27 protein-coding genes are annotated in these 24776 nt (G+C 56.5%); 23 read left to right on the plus strand and 4 right to left on the minus strand.

The window, feature by feature from the left end; translation table 11 throughout:
* The first annotated feature begins 93 nt into the window (after positions 1-93).
* From EV586_RS16570 to EV586_RS16590, 5 genes are all read left to right on the plus strand, one after another.
* Positions 94-294 (plus strand): alpha/beta-type small acid-soluble spore protein, encoded by a 201-nt coding sequence (locus EV586_RS16570; protein ID WP_087457606.1) that lies wholly within the window; start codon positions 94-96, stop codon positions 292-294.
* Positions 295-450: 156 nt separating this feature from the next.
* Entirely contained in the window at positions 451-651 is a 201-nt protein-coding gene (locus EV586_RS16575; protein ID WP_087457607.1) for an alpha/beta-type small acid-soluble spore protein, read from the plus strand.
* Positions 652-752: 101 nt separating this feature from the next.
* Entirely contained in the window at positions 753-956 is a 204-nt protein-coding gene (locus EV586_RS16580) for an alpha/beta-type small acid-soluble spore protein (protein ID WP_132946228.1), read from the plus strand.
* A gap of 131 nt (positions 957-1087) precedes the next feature.
* A complete protein-coding gene (gene pcrA, locus EV586_RS16585; RefSeq protein ID WP_132946229.1) occupies positions 1088-3217 on the plus strand; it encodes a DNA helicase PcrA in 2130 nt (709 codons plus the stop codon).
* Between the two features lie 177 nt (positions 3218-3394).
* On the plus strand, positions 3395-5035 hold the full coding sequence (locus EV586_RS16590; RefSeq protein ID WP_132946230.1) for a peptide ABC transporter substrate-binding protein: 1641 nt from the start codon (positions 3395-3397) through the stop codon (positions 5033-5035).
* A 49-nt stretch (positions 5036-5084) separates the two neighbouring features.
* Here the strand turns inward: EV586_RS16590 and EV586_RS16595 are convergent, their stop codons facing one another.
* The gene (locus EV586_RS16595; protein WP_132946231.1) at positions 5085-5294 is read right to left on the minus strand and encodes a hypothetical protein; all 210 of its coding nucleotides are present in this window, start codon (positions 5292-5294) and stop codon (positions 5085-5087) included.
* Positions 5295-5578: 284 nt separating this feature from the next.
* Between EV586_RS16595 and EV586_RS16600 the strand changes: the two genes are divergently transcribed.
* From EV586_RS16600 to EV586_RS16620, 6 genes are all read left to right on the plus strand, one after another.
* A complete protein-coding gene (locus EV586_RS16600; protein WP_165898667.1) occupies positions 5579-7225 on the plus strand; it encodes a peptide ABC transporter substrate-binding protein in 1647 nt (548 codons plus the stop codon).
* A gap of 90 nt (positions 7226-7315) precedes the next feature.
* Positions 7316-7492: a hypothetical protein gene (locus EV586_RS21230; protein WP_165898668.1), complete on the plus strand. Its 177-nt coding sequence runs from the start codon at positions 7316-7318 to the stop codon at positions 7490-7492.
* Between the two features lie 248 nt (positions 7493-7740).
* Entirely contained in the window at positions 7741-9801 is a 2061-nt protein-coding gene (locus tag EV586_RS16605) for a sensor domain-containing diguanylate cyclase (protein ID WP_132946233.1), read from the plus strand.
* An 83-nt stretch (positions 9802-9884) separates the two neighbouring features.
* Positions 9885-10664, plus strand: coding sequence for an alpha/beta fold hydrolase (locus tag EV586_RS16610; protein WP_165898669.1), 780 nt, complete (start codon positions 9885-9887; stop codon positions 10662-10664).
* Between the two features lie 41 nt (positions 10665-10705).
* Entirely contained in the window at positions 10706-11131 is a 426-nt protein-coding gene (locus EV586_RS16615; RefSeq protein WP_132946235.1) for a hypothetical protein, read from the plus strand.
* A gap of 67 nt (positions 11132-11198) precedes the next feature.
* Positions 11199-11474: a hypothetical protein gene (locus EV586_RS16620; RefSeq protein ID WP_132946236.1), complete on the plus strand. Its 276-nt coding sequence runs from the start codon at positions 11199-11201 to the stop codon at positions 11472-11474.
* A gap of 28 nt (positions 11475-11502) precedes the next feature.
* Here the strand turns inward: EV586_RS16620 and EV586_RS16625 are convergent, their stop codons facing one another.
* Together EV586_RS16625 and EV586_RS16630 are read right to left on the minus strand one after the other, a co-directional pair.
* Positions 11503-11760 (minus strand): hypothetical protein, encoded by a 258-nt coding sequence (locus EV586_RS16625; RefSeq protein ID WP_132946237.1) that lies wholly within the window; start codon positions 11758-11760, stop codon positions 11503-11505.
* Positions 11757-13040 carry a helix-turn-helix domain-containing protein gene (locus tag EV586_RS16630; RefSeq protein WP_132946238.1) on the minus strand — a complete coding sequence of 428 codons (1284 nt, stop codon included), beginning with the start codon at positions 13038-13040 and terminating at the stop codon, positions 11757-11759. The genes EV586_RS16625 and EV586_RS16630 overlap by 4 nt, the downstream gene beginning before the upstream one ends.
* Before the next feature lie 247 nt (positions 13041-13287).
* On the opposite strand from EV586_RS16630, the gene EV586_RS16635 reads away from it, so the two are divergent.
* From EV586_RS16635 to EV586_RS16685, 11 genes are all read left to right on the plus strand, one after another.
* The gene (locus EV586_RS16635) at positions 13288-14118 is read left to right on the plus strand and encodes an electron transfer flavoprotein subunit beta/FixA family protein (protein ID WP_132946239.1); all 831 of its coding nucleotides are present in this window, start codon (positions 13288-13290) and stop codon (positions 14116-14118) included.
* A 22-nt stretch (positions 14119-14140) separates the two neighbouring features.
* Entirely contained in the window at positions 14141-15220 is a 1080-nt protein-coding gene (locus EV586_RS16640) for an electron transfer flavoprotein subunit alpha/FixB family protein (protein WP_132946240.1), read from the plus strand.
* Positions 15221-15234: 14 nt separating this feature from the next.
* Positions 15235-16536 carry an FAD-dependent oxidoreductase gene (locus EV586_RS16645; RefSeq protein ID WP_132946241.1) on the plus strand — a complete coding sequence of 434 codons (1302 nt, stop codon included), beginning with the start codon at positions 15235-15237 and terminating at the stop codon, positions 16534-16536.
* Positions 16533-16823 carry a ferredoxin family protein gene (locus EV586_RS16650; protein WP_243653069.1) on the plus strand — a complete coding sequence of 97 codons (291 nt, stop codon included), beginning with the start codon at positions 16533-16535 and terminating at the stop codon, positions 16821-16823. The genes EV586_RS16645 and EV586_RS16650 overlap by 4 nt, the downstream gene beginning before the upstream one ends.
* 88 nt (positions 16824-16911) lie before the next feature.
* Complete coding sequence (locus tag EV586_RS16655; RefSeq protein ID WP_132946243.1) at positions 16912-17349, plus strand: GNAT family N-acetyltransferase; 438 nt, start codon at positions 16912-16914, stop codon at positions 17347-17349.
* 68 nt (positions 17350-17417) lie between these two features.
* Positions 17418-17927, plus strand: a complete 510-nt coding sequence (lspA, locus tag EV586_RS16660) for a signal peptidase II (protein ID WP_132946244.1) — start codon at positions 17418-17420, stop codon at positions 17925-17927.
* A 312-nt stretch (positions 17928-18239) separates the two neighbouring features.
* Positions 18240-20138, plus strand: coding sequence for a ribosomal protection-like ABC-F family protein (gene abc-f / locus EV586_RS16665; RefSeq protein ID WP_132946245.1), 1899 nt, complete (start codon positions 18240-18242; stop codon positions 20136-20138).
* Positions 20138-20902 (plus strand): molybdate ABC transporter substrate-binding protein, encoded by a 765-nt coding sequence (modA, locus tag EV586_RS16670; RefSeq protein WP_132946246.1) that lies wholly within the window; start codon positions 20138-20140, stop codon positions 20900-20902. Before abc-f ends, modA begins: the two co-directional genes overlap by 1 nt.
* A gap of 95 nt (positions 20903-20997) precedes the next feature.
* Positions 20998-21651, plus strand: a complete 654-nt coding sequence (gene modB, locus EV586_RS16675; protein ID WP_132946247.1) for a molybdate ABC transporter permease subunit — start codon at positions 20998-21000, stop codon at positions 21649-21651.
* Between the two features lie 114 nt (positions 21652-21765).
* Positions 21766-23604 (plus strand): translational GTPase TypA, encoded by a 1839-nt coding sequence (typA, locus tag EV586_RS16680; protein WP_132946248.1) that lies wholly within the window; start codon positions 21766-21768, stop codon positions 23602-23604.
* The gene (locus EV586_RS16685) at positions 23583-23834 is read left to right on the plus strand and encodes a YuzB family protein (protein WP_132946249.1); all 252 of its coding nucleotides are present in this window, start codon (positions 23583-23585) and stop codon (positions 23832-23834) included. The genes typA and EV586_RS16685 overlap by 22 nt, the downstream gene beginning before the upstream one ends.
* A gap of 38 nt (positions 23835-23872) precedes the next feature.
* On the opposite strand, the gene EV586_RS21235 is transcribed toward EV586_RS16685, so the two are convergent.
* Positions 23873-24031, minus strand: a complete 159-nt coding sequence (locus EV586_RS21235) for a hypothetical protein (RefSeq protein ID WP_165898670.1) — start codon at positions 24029-24031, stop codon at positions 23873-23875.
* Positions 24032-24221: 190 nt separating this feature from the next.
* On the opposite strand from EV586_RS21235, the gene EV586_RS16690 reads away from it, so the two are divergent.
* Positions 24222-24674: a pyridoxamine 5'-phosphate oxidase family protein gene (locus tag EV586_RS16690; protein WP_132946250.1), complete on the plus strand. Its 453-nt coding sequence runs from the start codon at positions 24222-24224 to the stop codon at positions 24672-24674.
* Positions 24675-24776: the final 102 nt, after the last annotated feature.

The raw sequence follows: 24776 nt of genomic DNA on the forward strand, positions 1-24776 counted from the left end.
CATGAGGCGGATAAGATTTCCAACCCGATCTGCGTATTCAATTCGCCGCAGGTGGCATTCTATAGACACACTCAACGAGGAGGTGAGACACACATGGCGAACAACAACAACTCGAACCAAATCCTGGTCAACGGTGCTGCTCGCGCCCTGGACCAAATGAAGTACGAGATCGCTTCTGAGTTCGGCGTAAACCTGGGCGGTGAAACTCCTTCCCGTCTGAATGGTTCCGTCGGCGGCGAGATCACCAAGCGTCTGGTTGCTTTTGCAGAACAGGCGATGGCTGGCCGTCAGTAATGCCAACTGAATATTCCCTGTATGAGAAAGGAGACCTCCCGAATGGGGGGTCTCCTTTCCTCTCCACATCTCCTCTGAAATTCCAGAAAAACGATTGTATGGAGCAGGGGCGAACCAACCATAATAAGACCAATCCCATCAAGGAGGTGACCTACAGTGGCAAACAACAACAATCGTAACCAAAAGCTGGTACAAGGTGCAGAACGCGCTCTGGATCAAATGAAGTACGAAATTGCTTCTGAGTTTGGTGTCAACCTGGGTGGTGAAACCCCGTCCCGTCTGAACGGGTCGGTAGGCGGCGAGATCACGAAACGCCTCGTAGCATTTGCAGAACAAGCCATGTCCGGCCGTCAATAATCACACGGTTGGTCAAGTGGCAAACTGGTAAGAGTTTGATGGTATAAGCTTTGTGGAACAGGACAAAATAAACGCACATCAAATACAGGAGGTGCCTTTCAATGGCAAACAACAACAACTCGAATCAAATCCTGGTGAACGGCGCGGCTCGCGCTCTGGATCAAATGAAGTACGAAATCGCTTCCGAGTTCGGTGTTAACCTCGGCGGTGAAACTCCGTCCCGTCTGAACGGTTCGGTCGGCGGCGAAATCACCAAGCGTCTGGTAGCTTTCGCAGAGCAAGCGCTGAGCGGCCAACAACGCTAAGCAGACACCTTACCCGCAAAACTAAATAGCTGATAGCAGAGCCTCCTCACTTGAGGAGGCTCTTTTCGTTCCTTGACAGTCGGCCCGCCCCGTTGAGAAAATAGAAGTCTGAACAGGGAGGTTGCCAAGGAATGACGACACAAACCATACAGCCGGCTCAAATAGTCAAAGGTCTCAACCCCGAGCAAAAAGCGGCGGTCGAGGCGACAGATGGCCCGCTCTTGATCCTGGCCGGCGCCGGATCGGGCAAGACGAGCGTTCTGACCCGCCGGATCGCGTATCTGCTGGGCGTGCGCGGGGTGTCGCCGTTTAACATCCTGGCGATCACGTTTACCAACAAAGCTGCCAAGGAAATGAACGAGCGCGTGAAAAAGCTCGTCGGCGACGCGGCGGAAGATCTTTGGATGAGTACCTTCCACTCGATGTGCGTGCGCATTTTGCGCCGCGAAGCGGAAAAGATCGGCTACCAGAACAATTTTACGATCCTCGATTCGGACGATCAGATGGCGGCAGTCAAGCAGTCGATGCTCGACTTGAACTTAGACATTAAGAAATTCGATCCCAACTCGATTCAGTGGCGCATTTCGGCTGCGAAAAACGAGCTGTTGACCCCGGACGATTTTGCCAAAACGGCAGGCAAGAAACTGCAGGATATCGCGGCGAGCCAAGTCTACCGGGTCTATCAGCGCAAACTGCAGGATTTTAACGCGATGGATTTTGACGATCTGATCATGAAGACGGTCGAGCTGTTCGAAACGCAGCCCGACGTTCTGGAACAGTACCAGAACAAGTTCCGCTACGTCCATGTCGACGAATATCAGGACACCAACCGCGCGCAGTATAAAATGGTCAAACTGCTCGCCGAAAAGTACCGCAACCTGTGCGTCGTCGGCGACGGGGATCAGGCGATCTATGCCTGGCGCGGGGCGGACATCTCGAACATCCTCAACTTCGAAAAAGACTACCCGGAAGCGACCGTGATCAAGCTGGAGCAGAACTACCGCTCCACGTCGACGATCCTCGATGCGGCCAACGCCGTCATCCGTCACAACAAGTCCCGCAAAGACAAAGCCTTGTGGTCGCAGAAAGGGCGGGGCGAGCAGATCTCGATCTACACCGCCATCGACCAAGAGGATGAAGCGCATTATATCGTGCAGCAGGTCAAGAACCATAAGGACAACGGCGGTTCCTTTGGCGACTGCACTGTGCTCTACCGGGCGAACGCGATGTCGCGGATCGTCGAGGAAGCGTTCCTGCAGGCGGCGATCCCGTATAAGATCTTGGGCGGCATGACGTTCTACGACCGCCGCGAGATCAAAGACGTGATGGCCTACTTGAAGACGCTGGCCAACCCGCAGGATGAGATCTCTCTGCTGCGGATCATCAACGCCCCGAAGCGCTCGATCGGACCCGGCACGATTCAGAAACTGCTCGATTACGCGCATGATCGCGACTTGACGCTGCTCGAAGCGATGGGCTTCCCGGAGGAGAACGGGCTGCCGGTGAAGTCGGCGCAGAGCTGCAAAGAATTCCACGACATGATGAAGTACCTGCACGTCTGTCAGGAAGGGCTGTCGGTGTCCGAGTATCTGGCCGAGGTGCTGGAGAAGACGGGATATCGGCAGATGTATGCGCATTCGTCGAAAGAGGAAGACGTGATGCGGCTGGAAAACATCGAAGAGATGTTCTCGATCACCAAGTCGTTCGACCGCCGACGCGGCGGATCGGTCGGCGACTTTCTGGCCGAAGTGTCCCTGCTCTCCGACAATGACAAGGAGAAAGGGGAAGAAGGCGAGGCGGTGCTGATGATGACGATGCACGCTTCGAAAGGCCTGGAGTTTCCCACTGTCTTCATCATCGGCTGCGAAGAGACGATCTTCCCGCACATGCGCTCGATGGACGACATCAAAGGCATCGAGGAGGAGCGCAACCTGGCGTATGTCGGCATCACGCGCGCCAAGCAGAAGCTGCACCTTTTGCACTGCGCCGAGCGCACCTTGTTCGGTAATACGCAGCGCAACGACCCGTCGCGCTTTCTTGACGAGATCCCGGAGGAGTTCGTAGACCGCACCGTCGGCTACATCGAATCGGATATCGTCTGGAAGTCGGGCGACATGCTGAAGCACCCGCAGTGGGGACAGGGCATGGTTCTCGACAAGCGCGGGGAAGAGGAGACGCTGGAGCTGACGGTGATGTTCCACCCGTCGATCGGCGAAAAGAAAGTATTGCCCCGTTTCACCAGATTGGAGAAAATCGGCTAAGGCTTCCCATGCGGGGAGCCATTTTTTATTTTGCTCGACTCTTATATAATTTTCAAAAAAAGGACTTGCGCAAATCTGATTTGCTTGCTATATTGTTTTCAGCAAGATATTTGTCAGAAAGATTACAGAGAAATTACATGTGTGTTACATGAAGATCACATAGGGGGTAAATGAACGATGGCAAAGAAATGGCTCACGATTGGTCTCGCTGCTTCCATGGCGGCAACCCTGGCGGTTGGCTGCGGCAGCGAAGATAACAACAGCGGTGAAAAAGAAAACAACTCGAAAGAACCGCAAGAACTGAACCTGGTACTCACCGATGAAATCCCGACCATGGACCTGTCGAAGGCGACCAACACGCTCTCCTTCACCACGTTCGCACAAGTTAACGAAGGTCTCGTGCGCACCGGCAAAGACGGCAAGCCGGAAGCGGGCGTTGCTGAGAAGTGGGAAGTTTCTCCGGACGGCCTGACCTACACCTTCCACCTGCGCGATAACGCAATGTGGTCGAACGGCGACAAGGTAACCGCGAAGGACTTCGAATACTCCTTCAAGCGCACCCTGAACCCGGAAACCGGCGCTCAGTACTCCTTCATGGTGGCATGGATCAAAGGCGGCACTGCTTACAACGCAGGCAAAGGCTCTGCTGATGATGTAGCAGTTAAAGCGAAAGACGACAAGACGCTCGAAGTGACCTTGGATCACCCGATCCCGTTCTTCGTCGAGCAAATGGCGTTCCCGACCTTCTATCCGCAAAACCAAAAGTTCGTCGAAGCTCAAGGCGACAAATACGGTTCGGATGCAAACACCGCTCTGTACAACGGTCCGTTCAAGATGACCGCATGGGAGCATGAGCAATCTACTGTCCTCGAAAAGAACGAAACCTACTGGAACGCAAAGCGCGTGAAACTCGATAAAATCAACTATCAAGTAGTTAAAGACAGCAACGCGGCTGTCAACCTCTATGAATCCGGCATGATCGACCGCACCGGTCTCGTGCGCGACCAAGTTGACAACTACAAGAGCTCCGCTGAATTCGCAGCAGTTCCGGAGTTGACCACCGCATACTTGCAGTACAACCAACGCGTTAAAGCGTTCACCTCTACAAAAGTTCGCCAAGCTCTGACTTGGGCTGTTGACGGCGATGCATACGCAGACGTTATCTACCACAACGGTTCCGTCGGCGCGACCGGCTACGCTCCGAAGGGCATCTCCAACGGTCAAGGCGGCGACTTCACGAAAGATGTCGGCGATCTGATCAAGCGCAAAGAGAACGTATCCAAAGCGAAAGCTACCCTGCAGGAAGGCCTGAAAGAAGTCGGCCTGACCGAGTTCCCGAAAGTCAAGCTGCTGGCTGACGACGGCGACGTCGGTAAGAAAGCTGCAGAGTTCGTAAAAGAGCAGATCCGCCAAAACCTCGGCGTCGATGTTGAAGTTGAGAACGTTCCGTACAAACTGCGTCTGGAAAAATCCCACGGCCACGATTTCGATATGGTTATCTCCCTGTGGGGCGCAGACTACAACGATCCGATGACCTTCCTCGACATGTTCGTAACCGACGGTGACTTCAACGATCCGAAATGGTCGAACAAGGAATACGATGAGCTCATCAAGAAAGCTCAGCTGGAAACCGACGCGAAGAAGCGCATGAACTACCTGTACGATGCAGAAAAGCTCCTGATGAAAGAAATGCCGATCGGTCCGCTGACCTTCCGCGGCCGCGCGTTCATCATGAAGCCGTACGTGAAGGACTTCCGCATCCTGTCCTACGGCCCGGACTACGATCTCATCGACACCTATGTAGAAGGCAAAAAGTAAGCTCTGTCTTCACTCAAAGAGTCGCCCTGAATCAGGGCGACTCTTTTACTTACAAGACGACGGTAACCGGATTCTCGTACCACGACTGGAGGGCGCTGATCAGCTCCTCTTCCGAACGGAAGTGTTCCTGCCGCCCAAGACGGTTGGTGAACCGATAGCTGCCGTTCTGCTGTTCCACCGTCCAGATCTGGCCGTCGATGCTCAGCTGTACCGTAGCGGACGCCTGCAGGTGCTCTTGCAGTTGCTCGATCCAATCCATGTTCGCAACACTCCTTTCTCTTATAGCATCTGCTAAGGGACGGGTGTTTCATTCGGTATTTTTTACGAGATGGCAACATATTTTATAGGGAAGTAGACAGCCCGAGGATTAAGTTTACTATCAAATTTTAACTGCTCTAAAGAATTGTTTAAGCTATTGCTTTGCATGTCGAAACATGCTATATTATCAACAAATACAGAAAACAAAATTGTCTATGTATTTAGACAAAAATTACCCAGCGATTTGTTATGACTGGGAAGATTACGAAATGGGGGTTTTACGAGATGAACACGAAAAAGTGGGTTGGTCTTGGCCTGGCAGTCACCATGCTGTCCTCTGTAGCTCTTGTTGGCTGCGGCGATGAAAAAGAATCTGGCGGCGAAAAGTCCGGCAGCAAAGAAGCGCAGGAACTGAACCTGTACCTGACTTCTGAGATTCCGTCCCTCGACCCGTCTCTGGCAACTGACACCATCGGTTTCACCGTTCTCGGTCAAACCAACGAAGGTCTGATCCGTCTGGACAAAGACGGCAAGGTAACCGGCGGCGTAGCTGAGAAATGGGATGTTTCTCCGGATGGCCTGACCTACACCTTCAATATCCGTGACAACGCGAAATGGTCTGACGGTTCCAACGTATCCGCGAAAGACTTTGAATTCGGATGGAAGCGCACCCTGAACCCGGAAACTGCTTCGCAGTACGCGTTCATGATGACCTGGATCAAAGGCGGCGCTGAATATAACGGCGGCAAAGGCACTGCTGACGATGTAGCAGTGAAAGCTATCGACGACAAGACGCTCGAAGTTAAACTCGTGAACCCGATTCCGTTCTTCCTGGAGCAAATGGCGTTCCCGCTGTTCTTCCCGCAAAAGCAAGCTTTCGTTGAACAACAAGGCGACAAGTTCGGCGCTGATGTTGACAAAGCTCTGTTCAACGGTCCGTTCAAACTGACTGAGTGGGTGCATGAGCAATCCGCAGTCTTTAAGAAGAACGAAACCTACTGGGATGCAGCTAACGTTAAGCTCGATACCGTTAACTATCAAATCGTAAAAGACTCCTCCGCTCTGGAAAACCTGTACCTGGCTGGTCAAATCGACCGCTTCTCCCTGGTACGTGACCAAGTGGATCGCTATAAAGATACTGCTGAATACTCCACTCAGGCTGAACTGACTGTTGGTTACCTGCAGTTCAACGAGAAGAAAGTAAAAGCTCTGACCAACTCGAAGATCCGTCGTGCACTGACCGCTTCCATCGACGGCGATGCATGGTCTGACATCATCTATCACAACGGTTCCATCGGCGCGACCGGTCTCGTACCGCCGGGAACTTCCAACGGTGATGGCGGCGAGTTCCGCAAGGACAACGGCGACCTGATCAACCGTAAAGAAACTGCTGCAAAAGCAAAAGAACTGCTTGCTGAAGGCCTGAAAGAAGTTGGCCTCGACAAGATGCCGACCATCAAAATCCTGATGGACGACGGCGACACCTCCAAAAAATCCGGTGAGTTCATCAAGGAACAATGGAGAACCGCTCTGGGCGTTGACGTAGAGATCGAGAACGTTCCGTTCAAACTGCGTCTGCAACGTTCCAACCAAGGCGACTTCGACATCGTATTCTCCTTCTGGGGCGCTGACTACAACGACCCGATGACCTTCCTCGACATGTGGATCACCGATGGCGACTTCAACGAGGCTGGCTACTCCAACCCGAAGTATGACGACCTCATCAAGAAGGCTCAAGCTGAGCCGGATGCGAAGAAGCGTATGGGCTACCTCTACGATGCAGAGAAGATCCTCATGGAAGATATGCCGATCGGCCCGATCGTTCACCGTGCAGTTGCTCGTGTATCCCGTCCGTACATCAAGGACTGGACTCCGCGCAACTTCGGTCCGGACTACGATCTCAAGTACACCTACATCGAAGGCAAAGAGTAATCTTTTATCCTGCGATGACACAAGAACCCTCCGCAATATGCGGGGGGTTCTTTTTTTGCTATACTACAAAGGAACAGGGAGGGATAGAGAATGCATGTCAAACTGACCTTGGTGATGAAAGACGGTTCCTGCCAAAAAGCCCGCGTAACCGATGCAACGTCTGTCGAGGAAGCGATCGAATTTATGAAAACGATGCGCCCTGGCGTGCAGGACGCGGTCGTCGGTTGGGAACTGGCTGAACAATGGGAAGCAAAACAACAGGCATAGCCTCGACATAAGCTGACTTCAATACGACAAAAGACACTCTGTGGAGTGTCTTTTTTTGGCTGGGATCGACATCAAACAAAAGTAATATCAAAAATTACATCAAATATGGCAAAACTTCTAGCAATCTTTCATATACATGGTGGTACAGGCAAGGGAAAACACGTTTTGGGAGACGGAGGAGGAAACCTGTGGCAAAGAGCAGGAGATGGTGGCGGCTGACAGGCAGGTTATGTGAAGGGGCGTTGGTTGTGACGGCCCTGTACATCCTGTTCCAACATTCGATTGCAGCAACGGCCGATTTCTGGCTGGTGCTTGCACTTGCAGTGCCTCTGATCGCGTTGACCGTGCTGTTTCCCGTCACACTCCCGTCAATGCTGGTCAGTCTGGAACTCGTGTTTACGTTTTATCTGGTGCTCAGTTTTGATGTGGCCACGACACTGTGGGTTAATTTTATCGGAGAGTTGAGCGCCTGCCTGTTGCTGCTCCGCGGGACGCGCAAGATGGCGGTGCTGCTCAATCCGGCGCTGAAAGTACTGTGTCTGGCCGCCGGGTATGCGGTGTTTGCGCTGGTCGCCGAGCGGGTGTTTGGCGGGCAGCTCTCGGCCGGATACACGGCGACCCAACTGATCACGGTGGCGGCAGTGTTCTTTTTCTTCAATCATTTGATCATCAATTTGATGCTCTTTGTACAGACGTCGCATTTTAAGCTCCAGACGTGTTTGGAAGCGCTGCGCTGGGAATCGCTCGTCTATCTGATCGTTCTGCCGCTTTCGTTTCTGGGCTATGTGATGGAGCCGTATGCGGGCATTGCCACGCTGGCGATACTGATGGTGCCGGTCGCGATTCTGACGAATATGATCCGCTCGTTTAACCGCTTGCAATGGGCGAACCGCATCAATCAGACCTGTTTGGAACTGGCTTCTTCGAAGGAACTGCGCGTAATCTATAAGCGGACGTTTCAGTTGGCCCAAGAGTTTACCGATTCGCCGAGCGGGCTGCTGCTGGAACTCCAGCCGGACGGCAGTTTCCGCGGGACTGATGGTGCAGGTCGGGTCGTCGCACAGTTGACCCATCCGCTGTTGCAGATGACAGCTGCCGCCAATCAGGTGCAGATTCTTCATAACGCCCACAAGAGCGGCTTGCAGTTGCCAGGGGTGGAAGCGCGGTCGATGATGCTGATCCCGCTGGTCGGGCAGTCGAACGTCTTTGGGATCATCTGCTTGTGGAAACTCAGCTCGCACGGCTTTCGCAAGGCGCACCAAGAGCAGCTGCGCTTTCTGGCCAGCCAGGTATCGATCATCTTGGACCGCAACCACGTGTATGAGGAGTTGGAGCGAGCGGCGGTGACGAACAAGCTGACCGGGCTGTACAATTATCGTTATTTCTACGATCAGCTCAACCACCGTTTTCAAACGGCACAGGAGCGGGGAATCGATCTGTGTCTGCTGATCTTTGACATCGATCATTTTAAGAAATACAACGACATCTACGGCCATACGGTCGGCGATGAAGTGCTGCGCCAAGTCGCCCGTGAGATCCAAACGGTCGTCGAGCCGCATGATCTGCTCTTGGCCCGCTACGGCGGGGAGGAATTTGTGGCGATCGGCCGGATGGGCACGGCGGAAGCGCAAGTGCTGGGCGAAGCGGTGCGTCAGAAGATCGAGCAGCATCAGTTTGTCTATCAAGGTCATACGGTGAAAAATATCACCATCTCCGGCGGCATCGCCCACCTCAGCGAGCATGATGCGATCTCGCCCAGCGACTTGCTGGAAAAAGCGGATCAGGCGCTGTATTGGGGAGCGAAAGAGATGGGGCGCAACCGGATTGCCGCCTATCAAGGCGAATACGATCAGCGGCTGTTTGTGGACAGCTTGACCGGACTGCACACGACGCATTATCTGCGCCGCAAACTGCGCACGCTTTGTGAGCAGGAGAGCCATTTTCCGATCTCCTTCCTGCTGGTCGACATCCGCGGGATGCGGCGGATCAATGAGCGCTATGGATTTGAGATCGGCAATCAGGTGCTGGTCGATGCTTCGTATGTGCTGAAGCGGACGATGCGCACCGATGACATGATCTGCCGCTGTCTCGATGATGAGTTTCTCGTCGTCGTCAAAGGGCTCAGCCTGTGCGAAATCGAGCTGGTCGAGACGCGCATTATCGAAGCGTTCGCCGCCCACACCTATCCGGCGATCGGGCTGACTGTCGCCTGCGACATCACGGTGATCCAGATGCAATCGCCAGAAGAGGAGGCGCACATCTTCGAGCGCATTGACGGCTCACGGGAGCATTATGAGCAATCGAGTTGAGACCCGGAGGGAAACCCCGGGTCTTTTTGTGTGCCAAGAGGTACAATGAGGGTACGAGTTTTTCGGATGGGATGTGGAAGCGGATGAAGCGGTACGGGGTCAGGGTCGACGGGCGCGAGGTGCGAATCTATGAGCAGCCGGGCGCAGCGGGCCTCACGATGGTGTTTTTGCATGGCGTGGGCAGCACGGGTAAAGCGTGGGCCTACCAGATGCGGGGATTGAAAGCGAGCGGGCGGATGATCGCGGTGGAGGTGCCGGGTTTCTCCGGCGTCGGCGAACTTCCGGAGACGGTCGGGGAGCTGAGCGATTTGGCGCCGTTTGTGCTGCGCGTGCTGGATGTGCTGGGGGTGGCAGACGCGATCTGGGTCGGCAACTCGCTGGGCGGACGGATCGCGCTAGAAGCGGCGCTTGGCGCTCCGCAGCGGGTGCGCGGGCTGGTGCTGGCCGGCAGCGCCGGCATTCGGCTGCCGGGCGTCGAGATGCCGCAGTTGCATGCGCTGCGGCCGGAGGAACTGGAGCGCCGGCTGTTTTGGCAACCGGAGCTGTTCCATGCCCTGCAGACGGAGCAAAGCCGGGCGGCAGCACAAGCGGCAAGGCGGTTGTATGACCGATTGGCCGCAGCAACTGCTGTGATGGATCTGCGGACCCGGCTCGGAGAAGTGCAAGTACCGGCTCTGGTCATCTGGGGGCGGCACGACGGCGTGATCCCCCTGCCGATCGGCGAAGCGCTGGCCGCCGGGCTGACCGCTGCGGAGCTGCTGGTGCTCGACCATGCGGCGCACGTGCCGCAGATAGAGCAGCCGGAGCGGGTGCTGGCGGCGATCCTACGCTTTTTGGGAAAGTTTGGCGTGGCCGCTGAATAGGTTGGAGGATGGAGAGCTGTACGAGGCAGGTGGTGACAGCGGTGACCGTTCGCGGACAGCTGGAAGCGCAAGTGTTGCAGAAGATGGAGGAAGCGGAAGCGTTTCTGAAAACGATGCGGGAAGAGCGGCTGGCCGTGGACGACCCGCGCTTTGTCGAATGGCAGCAGGGAGTAGACTTCCTGCTCTGGTTTGCGTTTGGCGAGCTGGCCCCGCATACCCGCACTTGGCGGCGCGCCTTGGCGGCCGACGTCACCTTGCACGTCTATTACAGCCGCCTGTCGGGGTGTCTCTACCGGGCGCAGAAACTGCTGCAAAACGGTGTGCCCAACCCGCTTCGCCCTGCGCCGGACGGCCTGATCTTACCTGTTTTTGCGATCAACCGCCGCCACCGGCAGGAGCAGTTGGCCGATCTGGCCCGCTGGCGGCTGTTTTTTGCGGCGGAGCGCGAGCAGCGGGGAAAGCTGTAGCCGATGCGCGGGAAACTGCTTCTACCTGGCTCAGGGAGGGCGTACTGTAGGTAGGGGAGGTGAGACGTTGGAGGCGCTGCGAAAGTGGATACGCAAAGTGATGACCGGGGTGGCTGCCTTTTTGCTCGCCGCTTGGCAGACGCTCGGTTCGATCGATCTGTCACACCATATGATGCTGCCGTTTGGCGGCCCGTACTCGTACATGTGGACCCAGCAGGGCATGCGAGTTGCGATGGAAGATCCGGAACACCTTGCGCGCACCGAAGAAGAGGTGCGTGAGGAGCGGATACGCCAGACTGCCGCTCGGGAACGGGCCAATGAGCAGGAAAAAGCCGCTTCGTAATGGAAGCGGCTTTTTTGATGAGTTTGTGTTATGCTCTTTTCGAAGAGAGCGGCTCTGCATCGTGGATGAAGCCGATGACCGGAGCTTTCTTAAGCGGCTCTGCATCGTGGATAAAGCCGATGACCGGAGCTTTCGAGAGTGGCTCTGCATCGTGGATAAAGCCGATGACCGGAGCTTTCGAGAGCGGCTCTGCGTCATGGATGAATGCGGTTTCTTGTGTGTCGGAGCCCAGGCCTGCAACTGCGACTCCTGCAAACAGAACGGCGGTAAGAAGTACTTTTTTCATAGTAAGATCCCCTTGTCTCTAAAATAGTTTTGTATATAGTGTTGGGTTTCTTCCAAAATTTCTGTAGAAGATTTATAATCTCCCAACTTTTTGAACAAGTCGCTGACATGCAATCTCATCCTGTGATAATCGTGTACCATCTCCAGCTCGCGGAAGAGCTCCGCGCTCTGCAGCGCCGCTTCGATCGCCGCTTCGTACTCATGACGAAACGCATACAATAGCGAGCTCACGTTGTAGCATTGTGCGTGATACTTGGAGTGAGGCTGGCACAGCGCGAGCGCCTGATCGAGGTGTTCGGATGCAGCTTCGTCCCGCCCCAGCCGAATCAGTATCTTCGCGATCTCCGCGTGGTTGTTGGACAAGAGCTGTTCCAAGCCGAGCTCAACATATTGCCGGGTGCACTCCTGCAGAATCTCCAGCGCGGCTTCATGTTCGCCGAGCTCTCCGCGCAAGATGGCGAAGTTCTCTTTGACCATGATCGAATACTGAATGTGATCGAGACTTTTAAACAGCGTCATCGCTTCCTGCCAATACTCCTGCGCCTGTTTGTACTCTTTTTTGCCATAGTGCGACCGGCCGAGCCCCAGATAGTTGGTGGCGAGGTGGTACAGGTTGGACGAGTTTTTCAACAGGTCCTGCGAGTTGAGAAACAGGTCGGTCGACTGGTCGTAATGGCCCAGCCGGTTATAAGTCACCGCCAAGTTGGTCGTGATCTCCGCTTTCAGGAAGGAGTCGTCGACGTCCATCTCGTGGAGCGAGTCGTACGCGCGCTGCCAGTAGTGCATGGCGAGGGACAGGTTGTGCTGTTTGTAGTACACCAGCCCCAACCGGTGCAACGCCCAGACGTGGGCACGGTGATCGTCCGCCTTCAAGGACATCGTCGTGACTTTTTCGAGCAGCTCTTTGACGGTGCTCAAATTATCCAATTGGAGAAGACATGTCGAGAGGTCCATCAGCAGGTCGAGTTCATCCCCGCCACCTGTTGCGAGCAAGTTCTCTAAGATCGGAACTGCGTTCGCATATTCTTTTGCTAGGATCAACGTCTTGGCAAGCTTGTGGGAAGTGGAATGCTCCAGATACTCCCCGGTCTCGGTCAGGAAAAAGTCGAGGGGAACCTCAAGACGTTCCGCGATCTGGCAGAGCAGTTTGTAAGACGGGTTGATCTTGTCCGCTTCAATCTGCGAGATCGCGCTGGCGCTAACCAAACCTTCGGCGAGCTGGCTCTGGGTCAGTCCCTTTTCCTGACGCCGCTGCCTGATCTTCTGGCCAAGAGATTCCATAGGTGTCCTCCAGTGTCTATCGCTTTCTGAGACCTATTATATAAGGATCATTATGCAAACGAAAGAGAGATTTAGTTATAAATTTTAATGGAATTAATGACATCGTTCATGAAATTAGCAAGAATAAAATCTATAGCTTCATATAAATTAGAGGTGTCAGGTTATCTGACATCTCTTTTTCTCTTCATACAATCTCCTGTTTGTTCATATGTATCGAACTAGGACAAACGCTTAGGGGGAAGTCATGATGCTACATATCGTGGTCTGTGTCAAACAAGTGCCGGACTCCCGGGAGATCCGCATCGACCCGAAGACGAACACGCTGGTTCGTGACGGAGTGCCGGCGATCGCCAACTTTTACGATATGCATGGACTGGAAGAAGCCTTGCGCATCAAAGAGACGACGGGGGCCAAGATCACGGTGGTCTGCATGGGGCCGCCGCCCGCAGAAAAGTCGCTCAAACAGTGCATTTCACTGGGCGCCGACGACGCGGTGCTCGTCACCGACCGCGGCTTTGCGGGCGCTGATACGCTCGCCACGTCCTACGTGCTGGGGCTGACGATTCAGAAAGTCGCGGAGGAGTTTGGGCCGGTCGACATCGTGTTCTGCGGCAAACAGACGCTTGACGGCGACACCGGGCAAGTAGGACCTGGCATCGCCTGCCGCCTCGATTTGGAGCAGTTGACCTATGTGTCGAAAGTGGAACACATCGACGTGGACAACCGCCGTATCACCGTCCAGCGCCTGCTCGAGGACGGGGTGGAAGTGGTGCAGACGAAAATGCCCGTGCTGATCACGGCGCTCAAAGAGCTGAACAACGTGCGCCGCGCCCCGCTGCCGGGCATGATCCGCGCGGCGAAGTTCAAGCCGGTGATTTGGACAACCCAAGATTTCCCCGGCCTCGACCGCACCAAGATCGGTCTGAAAGGGTCGCCGACGATCGTCGCCAAAACGTGGGTGCCGGAAAGCAAGCAGGTGAACACCGAGTTCCTCGCAGCAGAGTCACCGGAAGGCGCAGCAGCAGCTGTCGTCGAGAAGCTCTGGGCGAGCGAACTGCCGGTCCGCTTCGGCTGGTAAACCAAGGGAGGTGTCAGCGAACATGGCAGAAGAGAACAAACAGAAAAACACGCCGGACGAGATGCCGGACTGGTCGGCCTACCGCGGTGTGATGATCTTTATCGAACAGCGCGCCGGGAGCGCGAAAAGCGTCTCCTGGCAACTGCTCGGCGAAGGGCGCAAGCTGGCCGACAAGTTGGAAGTCGATCTGATCGCACTCGTGATCGGTCACGACACCGGGCAGTTGGCGAAAGATGCGATCGCGTACGGCGCAGACCGCGTCTATGCGGCCGATGCGCCGGAGTTGAAAGCGTACCGCACCCGGCCATATTCGCGGGTCGCTCTGCACGTGATCCGCGACGTGAAGCCGGAGATCGTGCTGTTTGGTGCGACGGCGACCGGGCGCGACCTCGCCGGCGCGATCGCCACGCATCTGCCGACCGGGTTGACGGCCGACTGTACGATCCTCGACGTCGAGCCGCATCCGAGCCGGTTGCTGCTCGCGTCCCGCCCTGCTTTTTCCGAAAAAATGCTGGCGACGATCCTCTGCAAACAGTACCGCCCGCAGATGGCGACCGCCCGCGCCGGGGTGTTCGAAGCGCTGCCGTACGACAGCACCCGCAGCGGGGAGATTCACACCGTTCCGTCCCTGATGGCGGAGTCGGAGATCGATGCGCAAGTGCTGCAGTTTATCGCAGCGACGGAACGCTTCGACATCGAAGAGGCGGAAGTGATCGTCGCCGGCGGGAGGGGTCTTGGCGGACCGGAGCCGTTCAAGATGCTGCAGGAGCTGGCCGACGCTCTGGGCGGCGTGGTCGGAGCTTCGCGCGCGGCGGTCGATGCGGGCTGGATCAAGCATGCGCATCAGGTGGGGCAGACCGGCTATACGGTGCGCCCCAAGCTGTACATCGCCGTTGGCATCTCAGGTGCGGTGCAGCATGTGGTCGGGATGCAAAACTCCGACTGCATCATCGCGATCAACCGCGACCAGGACGCGCCGATCTTTAAAGTGGCGAACTACGCGATCGTAGGCGACCTGTTCAAGATCGTCCCGGCGCTGACCGAAGCGGTCAAAGCGAAGCGCTCCGCAGGCAAGCAAATTCCGCAAGAAGTCGCCGACTAGGAGGAGAAGAGGATATGGAAAAATTTGATGCTGTCATCGTCGGCGCAGGTCCGGCCGGAGCTGCAGCCGCACTGACGATGGCACGGGCCGGGCTGTCGGTCGTGCTGCTGGAGCGCGGCGAGTTCCCCGGTTCGAAAAATGTCTTCGGCGGTGTCCTCTACCGCAAACAGCTCGAGGACATCGTGCCGGAGTTCTGGAAGGAAGCACCGCTGGAGCGCAAGATCGTCGAACAAAACCTCTGGATCATGGGCCGGGATGCGGTGACGAAGCTCGGTCACCGCAACGAAGGCTTCAAAGACCCGGCGAACTGCTGGACCGGGATGCGCGTCAAATTTGACCAGTGGTTTGCGAACAAAGCGGTGGAAGCGGGCGCCTTGCCCGTCTATGAGACGGTGGCGCTGGAACTGATCCGCGAAGGCGGCAAAGTGGTCGGCGTGCGCACCGACCGCGAAGCCGGCGATCTCTACGCCGATGTGGTCGTCATCGCCGACGGCGTCAACTCGCTGCTCGGCAAGTCGCTAGGTATCCACAAAGAGTGGGCGCCCGATCAGGTGTCGCTGGCTGTCAAAGAGCAGATCTTCCTGCCGAAAGAAAAGATTCTCGACCGCTTCGGCCTTGAAGGCGATGAAGGCGCGACGATCGAGTTCGCCGGGGAAACGTCGCTTGGCATGACCGGGCTCGGCTTCCTCTACACCAACAAAGATTCGATCTCGCTTGGCATCGGCGTGATGGTGTCCGACCTGAAAAAAAGCAGAGTCAAGCCGTATCATCTGCTCGAAGAGGTCAAAAACCACCCGGCGATTCGTAAACTGATCCAAGGCGGTGAGACGAAGGAATACGCCGGCCACCTGATACCGGAAGGGGGCTTAGCGGCGGTGCCGCAGCTGTCGGGCGACGGCTGGGTCGTCTGCGGCGATGCGGCACAGCTGATCAACTTCGTCCACCGCGAAGGCACCAACCTCGCGATGACATCGGGCCGCTTCGCGGCGGAAGCGATCATCGCAGCGAAAGAAAAAGGCGACTATTCCAGAGCGTCGCTGGCTCTCTACGACCGCAAAGTGGCCGAGTCGTTCATCCGCAAAGACCTCAAGAAATACCAGGGTCTGCACGGGCTGTTGAACGAGATGGACCCCCGACTGCTCTTCACCGATCTGCCGAAAGCGATCAATGCGGCCGCTTTTGAGATGCTCAAGGTTGACGGCAAGAGCAAGGCGGAGAAGCAGCGCTTTGCGATCGACCATATCAAACGGACGGCCGGCGGCACGTGGGATCTCGTCAAGCTGGGCTGGAAAGGATGGAGGGCGATCAACGGATGAGCGAAAACAAAGGGACAACGATCGAAGAGAAGTTGTATACGATCCGCTACAAAGTGGACGATATCTCGCATTTGATCATCAAAGACCAGCAGGTCTGCGCGAAATGCCCGACCAAAGAGTGCAACGATTTCTGTCCGGCCGACGTGTACTCGTGGGCCGACCTGACCACGCACGTGGCGTTCGAAAACTGCATCGAGTGCGGCACTTGCCGCATCGGCTGCCCGGACTACAACATCGAGTGGGTCTATCCGAAAGGCGGTCATGGCATCACCTACAAGTTCGGCTGATCAAAAAGGAGCTCTCGTTTCCGGCGAGGGCTCTTTTTGTTAAAATAAGAAGACAGATCACTTATCGCATACGTTGGAGGAATGACAGATGGCAATCCACACCGAACAGATCACGACAGAAGCACAATATGAGCAGGCGCTGCAGATCCGCATGATCGTCTTTGTCCAGGAGCAGAACGTTCCGCCGGAGCTCGAAGTCGACGAACACGAAAATGAAGCGATCCATGTGCTGGCCTGCGATGAAGACGGCCAGCCGGTTGCGACCGGACGGATTCGCGCTTACAAGGACGGAGCGGGCAAGATGGAGCGCATCGCCGTCATGAAAGCAGGGCGCGGCAAAGGATATGGAGCTGCTGTCATGCATAAGCTTGAAGAAATCGGACGCGAACAGGGCTTCACGAGCTTCATCCTCGAAGCGCAGACGCACGCGGAGGCATTTTATGAAAAGCTCGGCTACCGGACCATTTCGGACGAACCGTTTTTGGATGCGGGCATCTGGCATGTGCGCATGATCAAAGAAGCGTAAAGAAAGCGTAAAGGAAGCAAGAGACTGTTCGAAAAATCACATGGCGGGAAACGAAAGGGGGCGGGGCGATGAACAAGAACCTGTTGGCGTTTTGGCTGTCCGCGTGCTTCGTCTTCGGACTCGACCGGATCACGAAAGTGTGGGCGGAGCGCTCGCTGGTGCCGGGGGAAAAGGTGCCGGGCATCGCAGGCTGGTATGACTGGTCGCTCTACTACAATCCGGGCGCTGCCGGCGGCATTTTCAGCGGCCACACCGAGTTTTTGATCACCGTTTCCGCCTTGGCGGTGCTTGCGCTGGTCTGGTATATGAAAAAAGGCGGGCATGACGGCAACCTCTGGCTGCAGGTCGGCTTGGGCCTGATGCTTGGCGGGGCGCTCGGCAACCTGTTTGACCGCGTGTTTTACCACCATGTGATCGACTTCATCAATCCGATCGGCGAGTCGTACATCTTCAATATCGCCGACAAAGGCATTCGCTACGGGCTGTATCTGGGGCTGGTCGGCCTGATCGTGTCGCGGCGCAACTTGAAGCGGGCTGCGAAAAAGCACGCTGCGCCGGAACAGACGCTGGAGCAATAAGATGGGTTGTCAACCGATGCCATACTGGTGTATACTGACAACAACTATTCAAGTGAAGGGGGTGAAGGTAGGATGAATACTCAATTCGTCAACAACCAATTAGCTCAGATGCCAGTGGAAATTCTGGGCAAATTTGCGAATGCAGCATTTAACGGGATCAGTCTGCCCATTTTTAACTGCATAGCTGTTGACGAAACTGAGAGATGACTCCTGCCTTGACCACAGACGGATGGTGAAAGGGCCGCGGGGAATTTCCCTGCGGCCCTTTTTGCATGCATCGGGGGCGGAGCAACACCCGAGGAGGAACACACGATGATCGTAAGCGTACAACACGTTCAAAAATATTATGGCGCCAACCTGGTGCTGACCGACTTGACACTGGAGATCAAAGAAGGAGACCGCGTCGGGCTGATCGGGCGCAACGGGGAAGGCAAGACCACCTTGTTTAAGATGATCAGCGGGGAGCAGCCGTACGACGGCGGGCAGATTCACATCCGCAAAGGCACGAAGATCGGCTGTCTGGCACAGATTCCCGACTATGGGGATGAGACGACCGTCTATGAGGTGATCGCGCGGGGTTACACGGAGCTGCGCGCCTGTCAGCGCCAGATCGGCGAGCTGGAAGCGCAGATGACCGACCCGGCCGTCTATGCGGACGAAGCGAAGCTGAACGCCGTGCTGGCCCAGTACGACAAGGCCCGCGAACGCTTCGAGCGAGAAGGCGGCTATGAGATGGAAGCGAACATCGAGCGTGTGGCCAATGGCCTTGGCGTGCCGCAGGAGCAGTACCGGCGCCCGTTCGCCTCGTTGTCAGGCGGGGAGAAGACGAAGATCGGTCTGGCCGCGCTGCTGCTCGAACAGCCCGATCTGCTCTTGCTCGACGAGCCGACCAACCATTTGGACATGAAGGCGATCGAGTGGCTGGAAGGGTACTTGCGCGACTATGCCGGCACCGTGGTGATCATCTCGCATGACCGCTATTTTCTGGACAAAGTGGCGACTAAAGTGATCGAGATCGAAGACGGAGAAGCGTTTACGTACCATACGAACTACAGCGGGTACCAGAAGGAGAAAGAGGACCGGCTGCTGCTCGAATTCGCGCAGTATCAGGAACAGCAAAAGAAGATCAAGAAGATGCAGGAAACGATCAAGCGCCTGTACGACTGGGCGCGCCGCAACCCGCAGAATCCGAAGTTCCACCGCCAGGCTGCATCGATCCAAAAGGCGCTCGACCGCATGGAGAAGCTGAAGCGCCCGAAGCTGGAGCAAGAGGCGATGGAACTGCAGTGGAAGATGAAAGACCGCTCCGGCGAGCGCGTCGTCGTGATCGAAGACGCGGCGAAATCGTTTGGCGAGCGCACGCTGTTTCAAGGGGTCCACGATGTGCTGACCTACGGCGAGCGCGTGTTTTTGATCGGCGACAACGGGGCAGGAAAGAGCACCTTGTTCAAGTTGATCCTCGGGCAGGATGCGCCGAGTCAAGGCAGCGTCAAGCTCGGGTCGCGCGTCGAAGTCGGCTATCTGGCGCAGGAGGAAGCGCCGCAGGATGAGGAGAAGACCGTTCTGCAGTATTTTAAAGAAGAGGTGCGGATGGAAGAAGGGCAGGCGCGCGGACAACTGGCGCGATTCCAGTTCTTCGGCCCTGATGTGTTCCGCGCCGTGAAAAATCTCTCCGGCGGCGAGTGGAGCCGGCTGCGTCTGGCGCTCCTGATGTTTAAGAAGCCCAACCTGCTCCTGCTCGACGAGCCGACCAACCATCTGGACATCGTTTCCCGCGAGGCGCTGGAAGAAGCGCTCGACGAGTTTCCGGGCACGCTGCTCGTCATCTCCCATGACCGCTATTTTATCAATCGGCTGGCCAGCAAGATCTGGGCGCTTGAAAACGGCGGGCTGACGCGCTACTTGGGCGACTTCGATTTTTATAAGGAAAAAGCAGCCGATGCGCCGCTTGCCGCTCCGGCTGTGCTGCCACAACCGCCCGTACTGAAAGCGCCGGTTATGCAGGAAAAGAAAGGAAATCTTTTCCAAAAGGCTAAAATAGAAGAAAGGATCGCCGAGCTGGAAGCGCAGTTGAAACGGCTCGATGCTGAGCTCCTCGACCCGGTGCACGGGATAGACTCGGCCAAGCTGACCACCCTGTCGGCCGATCGCGATGCTGCACAGGCGGAGCTTGATGCGGCAATCGAAAGATGGATGGAGTTGGAAGCGTGATGAAACGAAGTCGTTTGGCACTGGTGGCAGCCGCGATGTTGCTGGTCGGCTGTTCACAGGCCGAGCCTGCCGCCGTGAAGCAGGAGGAGATCGTCCTCTCGGCGGCGGCGAGTCTGTCCGAGCCGCTGGCAACGCTCAAGGCTGAGTTCGAACAGGAGCATGGTGACATGAAGGTGACGATCAACCTCGGCGCGTCGGGCACCTTGCAAAAGCAGATCGAGCAGGGGGCACCGGCCGACCTGTTCTGGTCGGCGGGCAAGACTCAGATGGATGCGCTGGAGAAGCAAGGGCTGCTGCTCGACGGCACCCGGCGCAATGCGGCGGTCAACCAACTGGTGCTGGTGGTGAAGGAGTCCGGGCCGGCCTCCTTCCAAGACCTCGCCAACCCGGCTGTCAAAAAGGTCGGCATGGGCACCCCGGAGACCGTACCGGCCGGGAAGTACGCCCAAGAAGCGCTGACCCACTACGGCATCTGGGACGCCGTGCAGCCGAAAGCGGTGTTCGGCAAAGACGTCAAGCAAGTCCTCACCTATGTCGAGCGCGGCGATGTTGACGCCGGCCTCGTCTACCGCTCCGATGCCCACGCCTCGAAGCAGGTCAAAATCGCAGCGACCGCGGGATCGGACGCTCATTCTCCGATCGTCTATCCGCTGGCGGTGTTGAAAAGCAGCCAGCATCAACGGGCGGCCAAGGAATTGCTTGAATTCTTGAGCGGGGATCACGCGCAGCAGGTGCTCGAACAAAACGGCTTCGCGAAAAACTAGTCGGACGGCAGCTCTCTGCGCGGACTTGCGAAGCGAGAGGGCGACAATTTTCTTGAGTGAAAGACTTCAATCTGCGCAGAAGGGACGGATGCATCATGGATGATTCATTTTGGTCACCGGTCTGGCTTTCACTGAAAGTCGCCGGATGGGCCACCTTGATCACCGTCGTCTTCGGCACGCTGGCCGGGAAGTTGATGGCACGCCGAAAATTTCGGGGGCGAACGGCGGTGGAGTCGCTGCTGCTGCTCCCGATGGTGATGCCGCCGACGGTGGTCGGCTTCGGCTTGCTGGTGCTGCTCGGGAAGTCAGGGCTGGGTCAAATTTTCCCCGACGGCGGAATTTTGTTCACCTGGCATGCCGCCGTGACGGCAGGAGCTGTCGTCGCGTTTCCGCTGATGTATCAGGCGGCAAAGACGGGGTTTGAAATGGTCGATCCGGAGCTGGAAGCGGTCGCGACCACGTTTGGCGCCAATGCCTGGCAGGTGTTTTGGCACGTGACGCTGCCGCTGGCCTGGCCGGTCTGGCTGTCCGGCGTTCTGTTAAGTTTTGTCAGGGCGCTGGGCGAATTTGGCGCGACGCTGATGGTGGCCGGAAACATTCCGGGCCGGACGCAGACGCTGCCGCTCGGCATCTACAACGCGGTGGAAAGCGGCCGCGAAGGGCTTGCCTGGGCTTGGGTGGCATGTCTGTTCCTCTTTTCCTTCTTCATGATGTGGTTGATCAGACGGCTTGGGGCAAAAGCTATATAATGCCCCAGGACGTCTTATTTGCGTTTATTACGGATTTGTAGTGGCACGAATTTTAATTCTGTGGCAGAATGTGAAAGTTAGTGTGTCTCTACGGAATAGAGGTAGGAGGAAATTATGAAGCATCAAGAAGCTCTTCGAAATATTGCGATTATCGCCCACGTTGACCACGGGAAAACCACCCTCGTCGACAAGCTCTTGCAACAATCCGGCATTTTCCGTGCCAACGAACAGGTATCCGAGCGCGTGATGGACTCGAACGATCTGGAACGCGAACGCGGGATTACGATCCTTGCGAAAAACACCGCCGTCCGCTACGGCGAGTACTTGATCAACATCGTCGACACTCCGGGCCACGCCGACTTCGGCGGCGAAGTGGAACGGATCTTGAAGATGGTCGACGGCGTGCTGCTGGTCGTCGACGCGTTTGAAGGCGTTATGCCGCAGACCAAGTTCGTGCTGCGCAAAGCGCTTGAGCAGAACCTCAAGCCGATCGTCGTCATGAACAAGATCGACCGTCCGACCGCGCGTCCGGAAGAAGTCATCGATGAAGTTCTCGAACTGTTCATCGAGCTTGACGCCAACGAAGAACAGCTGGAGTTCCCGGTGATCTATGCATCGGCGCTCAACGGCTATGCCATGCTCGACTACAACCAGCCCGGCGAAGACATGAAACCGCTCTTCGAAGCGATCATCGAACACATCCCGTCCCCGGCGGTTGATCCGGATGAACCTTTGCAGCTCCAAGTCAACATGCTCGACTACAACGACTACCTCGGCCGCATCGGCATCGGCCGCGTCCATCGCGGCAAAGTGCGCGTCAACGAACAGGTCGCGGTGATGAAGCGCGACGGCAAAGTCGAACGCCAGCGCGTCGTCAAGCTGTTTGGCTTCCAAGGCCTCAGCCGCATCGAAATTGAACAGGCGGAAGCGGGCGACCTGATCGCATTCTCCGGCCTCGGCGAACTGAACGTCGGTGAAACGATCGCCGACCTCAACAACCAGGAAGCACTGCCGCTCCTGCACATCGACGAGCCGACCCTGCAGATGACGTTCATCGTCAACGACTCGCCGTTTGCCGGCCAGGAAGGCAAGCACGTCACCTCCCGCAAACTGCGCGACCGCCTGTTCCAGGAGCTGGAGACCGACGTGTCGATGCGCGTCGACGAAACCGACTCCCCGGATGCGTATATCGTTTCCGGCCGCGGCGAGCTGCACCTCTCGATCCTGATCGAGACCATGCGCCGCGAAGGGTATGAGCTGCAGGTATCCAAGCCGCAGGTTATCTTCAAAGACATCGACGGCGTAAAATGCGAGCCGTACGAGCATCTCCTGATCGACGTGCCGGAAGACCACATGGGTTCGGTCATGGAGCGCCTCGGTCTGCGTAAAGCGGACATGACCAACATGATCAACTTCGGCAACGGCAACGTGCGCCTTGAGTTCCTGATCCCGGCGCGCGGCCTGATCGGCTTCCGCACCGAGTTCCTGACCATCACCCGCGGCTTCGGCATCATGAACCACTCGTTCCACAGCTACATGCCGTCCAAAGGCTCGATCGAGGGCCGTCACATGGGCGTGCTGGTGGCGGCGGAGACCGGCACTTCCAGCACCTACGGCATCGAAGGCCTGGAAGACCGCGGCGTGATGTTCATCCACCCGGGCACCGAAGTGTACGAAGGCATGATCGTCGGCGAGCACAACCGCGACTCCGACTTGACGGTCAACCCGTGCAAAACGAAAGCGGCGACCAACGTTCGTTCCGCGACCAAAGACGATACCACCCGTCTGAAAGTCCCGCGCATCATGTCGCTGGAAGAAGCGCTGGAATACCTCAATGACGATGAGTACTGCGAAGTGACGCCGCAATCGGTCCGTCTGCGCAAGAAATATCTCAAGAAAAATGAGCGCGACCGTCACGACAAGGAGAAGAAATGGGCGAAAATAAACGGGTAACCGTCGATTTTTGCAACGGCAATCTGATGTCCTTCACGCAGGAGCTGTTTTTGCGCCTGCGCGAGGAGCATCCGGAGTGGACCGTCTCGCGCTATGGCTGCCTCACCAATTGCGGGGAGTGCGCCGTGCGGCCGTTTGCCTTCGTCGAAGATGAGATCGTCGCAGGAAGCTATCTGGCGGAGTTTGAAGCCAAACTGCTCGCCCTGATCGAGAAAAAGACCCTGACCTAAGGTCAGGGTCTTTTTCTGTTCTGATGCTGTTGACGACGTTAGGCCATTTGTTCGTCCATGCTGACAAGAGGTACTGCCTCTTTTGCTCGTTGACGACCCGCCTCAAGCCAATCCTCTTCTGCGAGATGGTTCGCCGCCACCAGATCCTCGTTCCAACTTGCGACTACGTCGCCGATGCGAGAATGCGTGGTATGCACTGCAATACCTCCTTTGGGCTGGAATCGAAGCACACTTCGTTCCACTCGGTAGAATGTGAAAAAGCGGCCGTTCCTATTCGCGACAGAATCTGTCCCCCCACGTATGGGAACAGGCAAAAGATGCTATAATGACTTGTAGAAAGTCTTGGCAACACAAGGCTTGCAGCTCGATGGAAAGGGGTTCACAAGGATGGCTGAACAAGTATCAAACCAACTGTCGGAGGAACTGGTGAGTTTTCTGCAAGGGGAGCAAATCGTAATGCTTGCGTCCATCGATGCGGAGAACGGTTCGCCCAATCTCCTCTGCATCTCCTGGTTGCTGGCCACCGACCCGACCACTCTTCGTCTGGCGATCGACGGCCGCTCCAAGCTGCTGCAAAACATCGCCAAAGATGACCGCGTGACCGTGACGGTGCTGGGTCTTGGCACGGCGACCGCGGTGACGGGTCGCGCAAACAAGTACGTTGATAAGTTAGAGGGCGTGTCCTTGAACATGGCCGGCGTGGAAATCAAGGTTGAAGCTGTCCGCGACGTGATGTTCTACGGTGGCAAGCTCACCAGCGAGCTGGCCTATGAGAAGACGTATGACAAGGCGCTGGCCGAAAAATACGATGCGGAGATCTTTGCCGCCTTGCGCAACTAGCAGGAGAATCAGGTGGGCGGAGAAAGCGGGCAGTCTTCTGCAACAGGAGGCGTGCCTTTTTTTCCAAGCATTTGGTATACATAACATGTCTTGCACTGAGGA

Origin of the sequence: Tumebacillus sp. BK434, from assembly GCF_004340785.1 — a bacterium.
Classification (GTDB): domain Bacteria; phylum Bacillota; class Bacilli; order Tumebacillales; family Tumebacillaceae; genus Tumebacillus_A.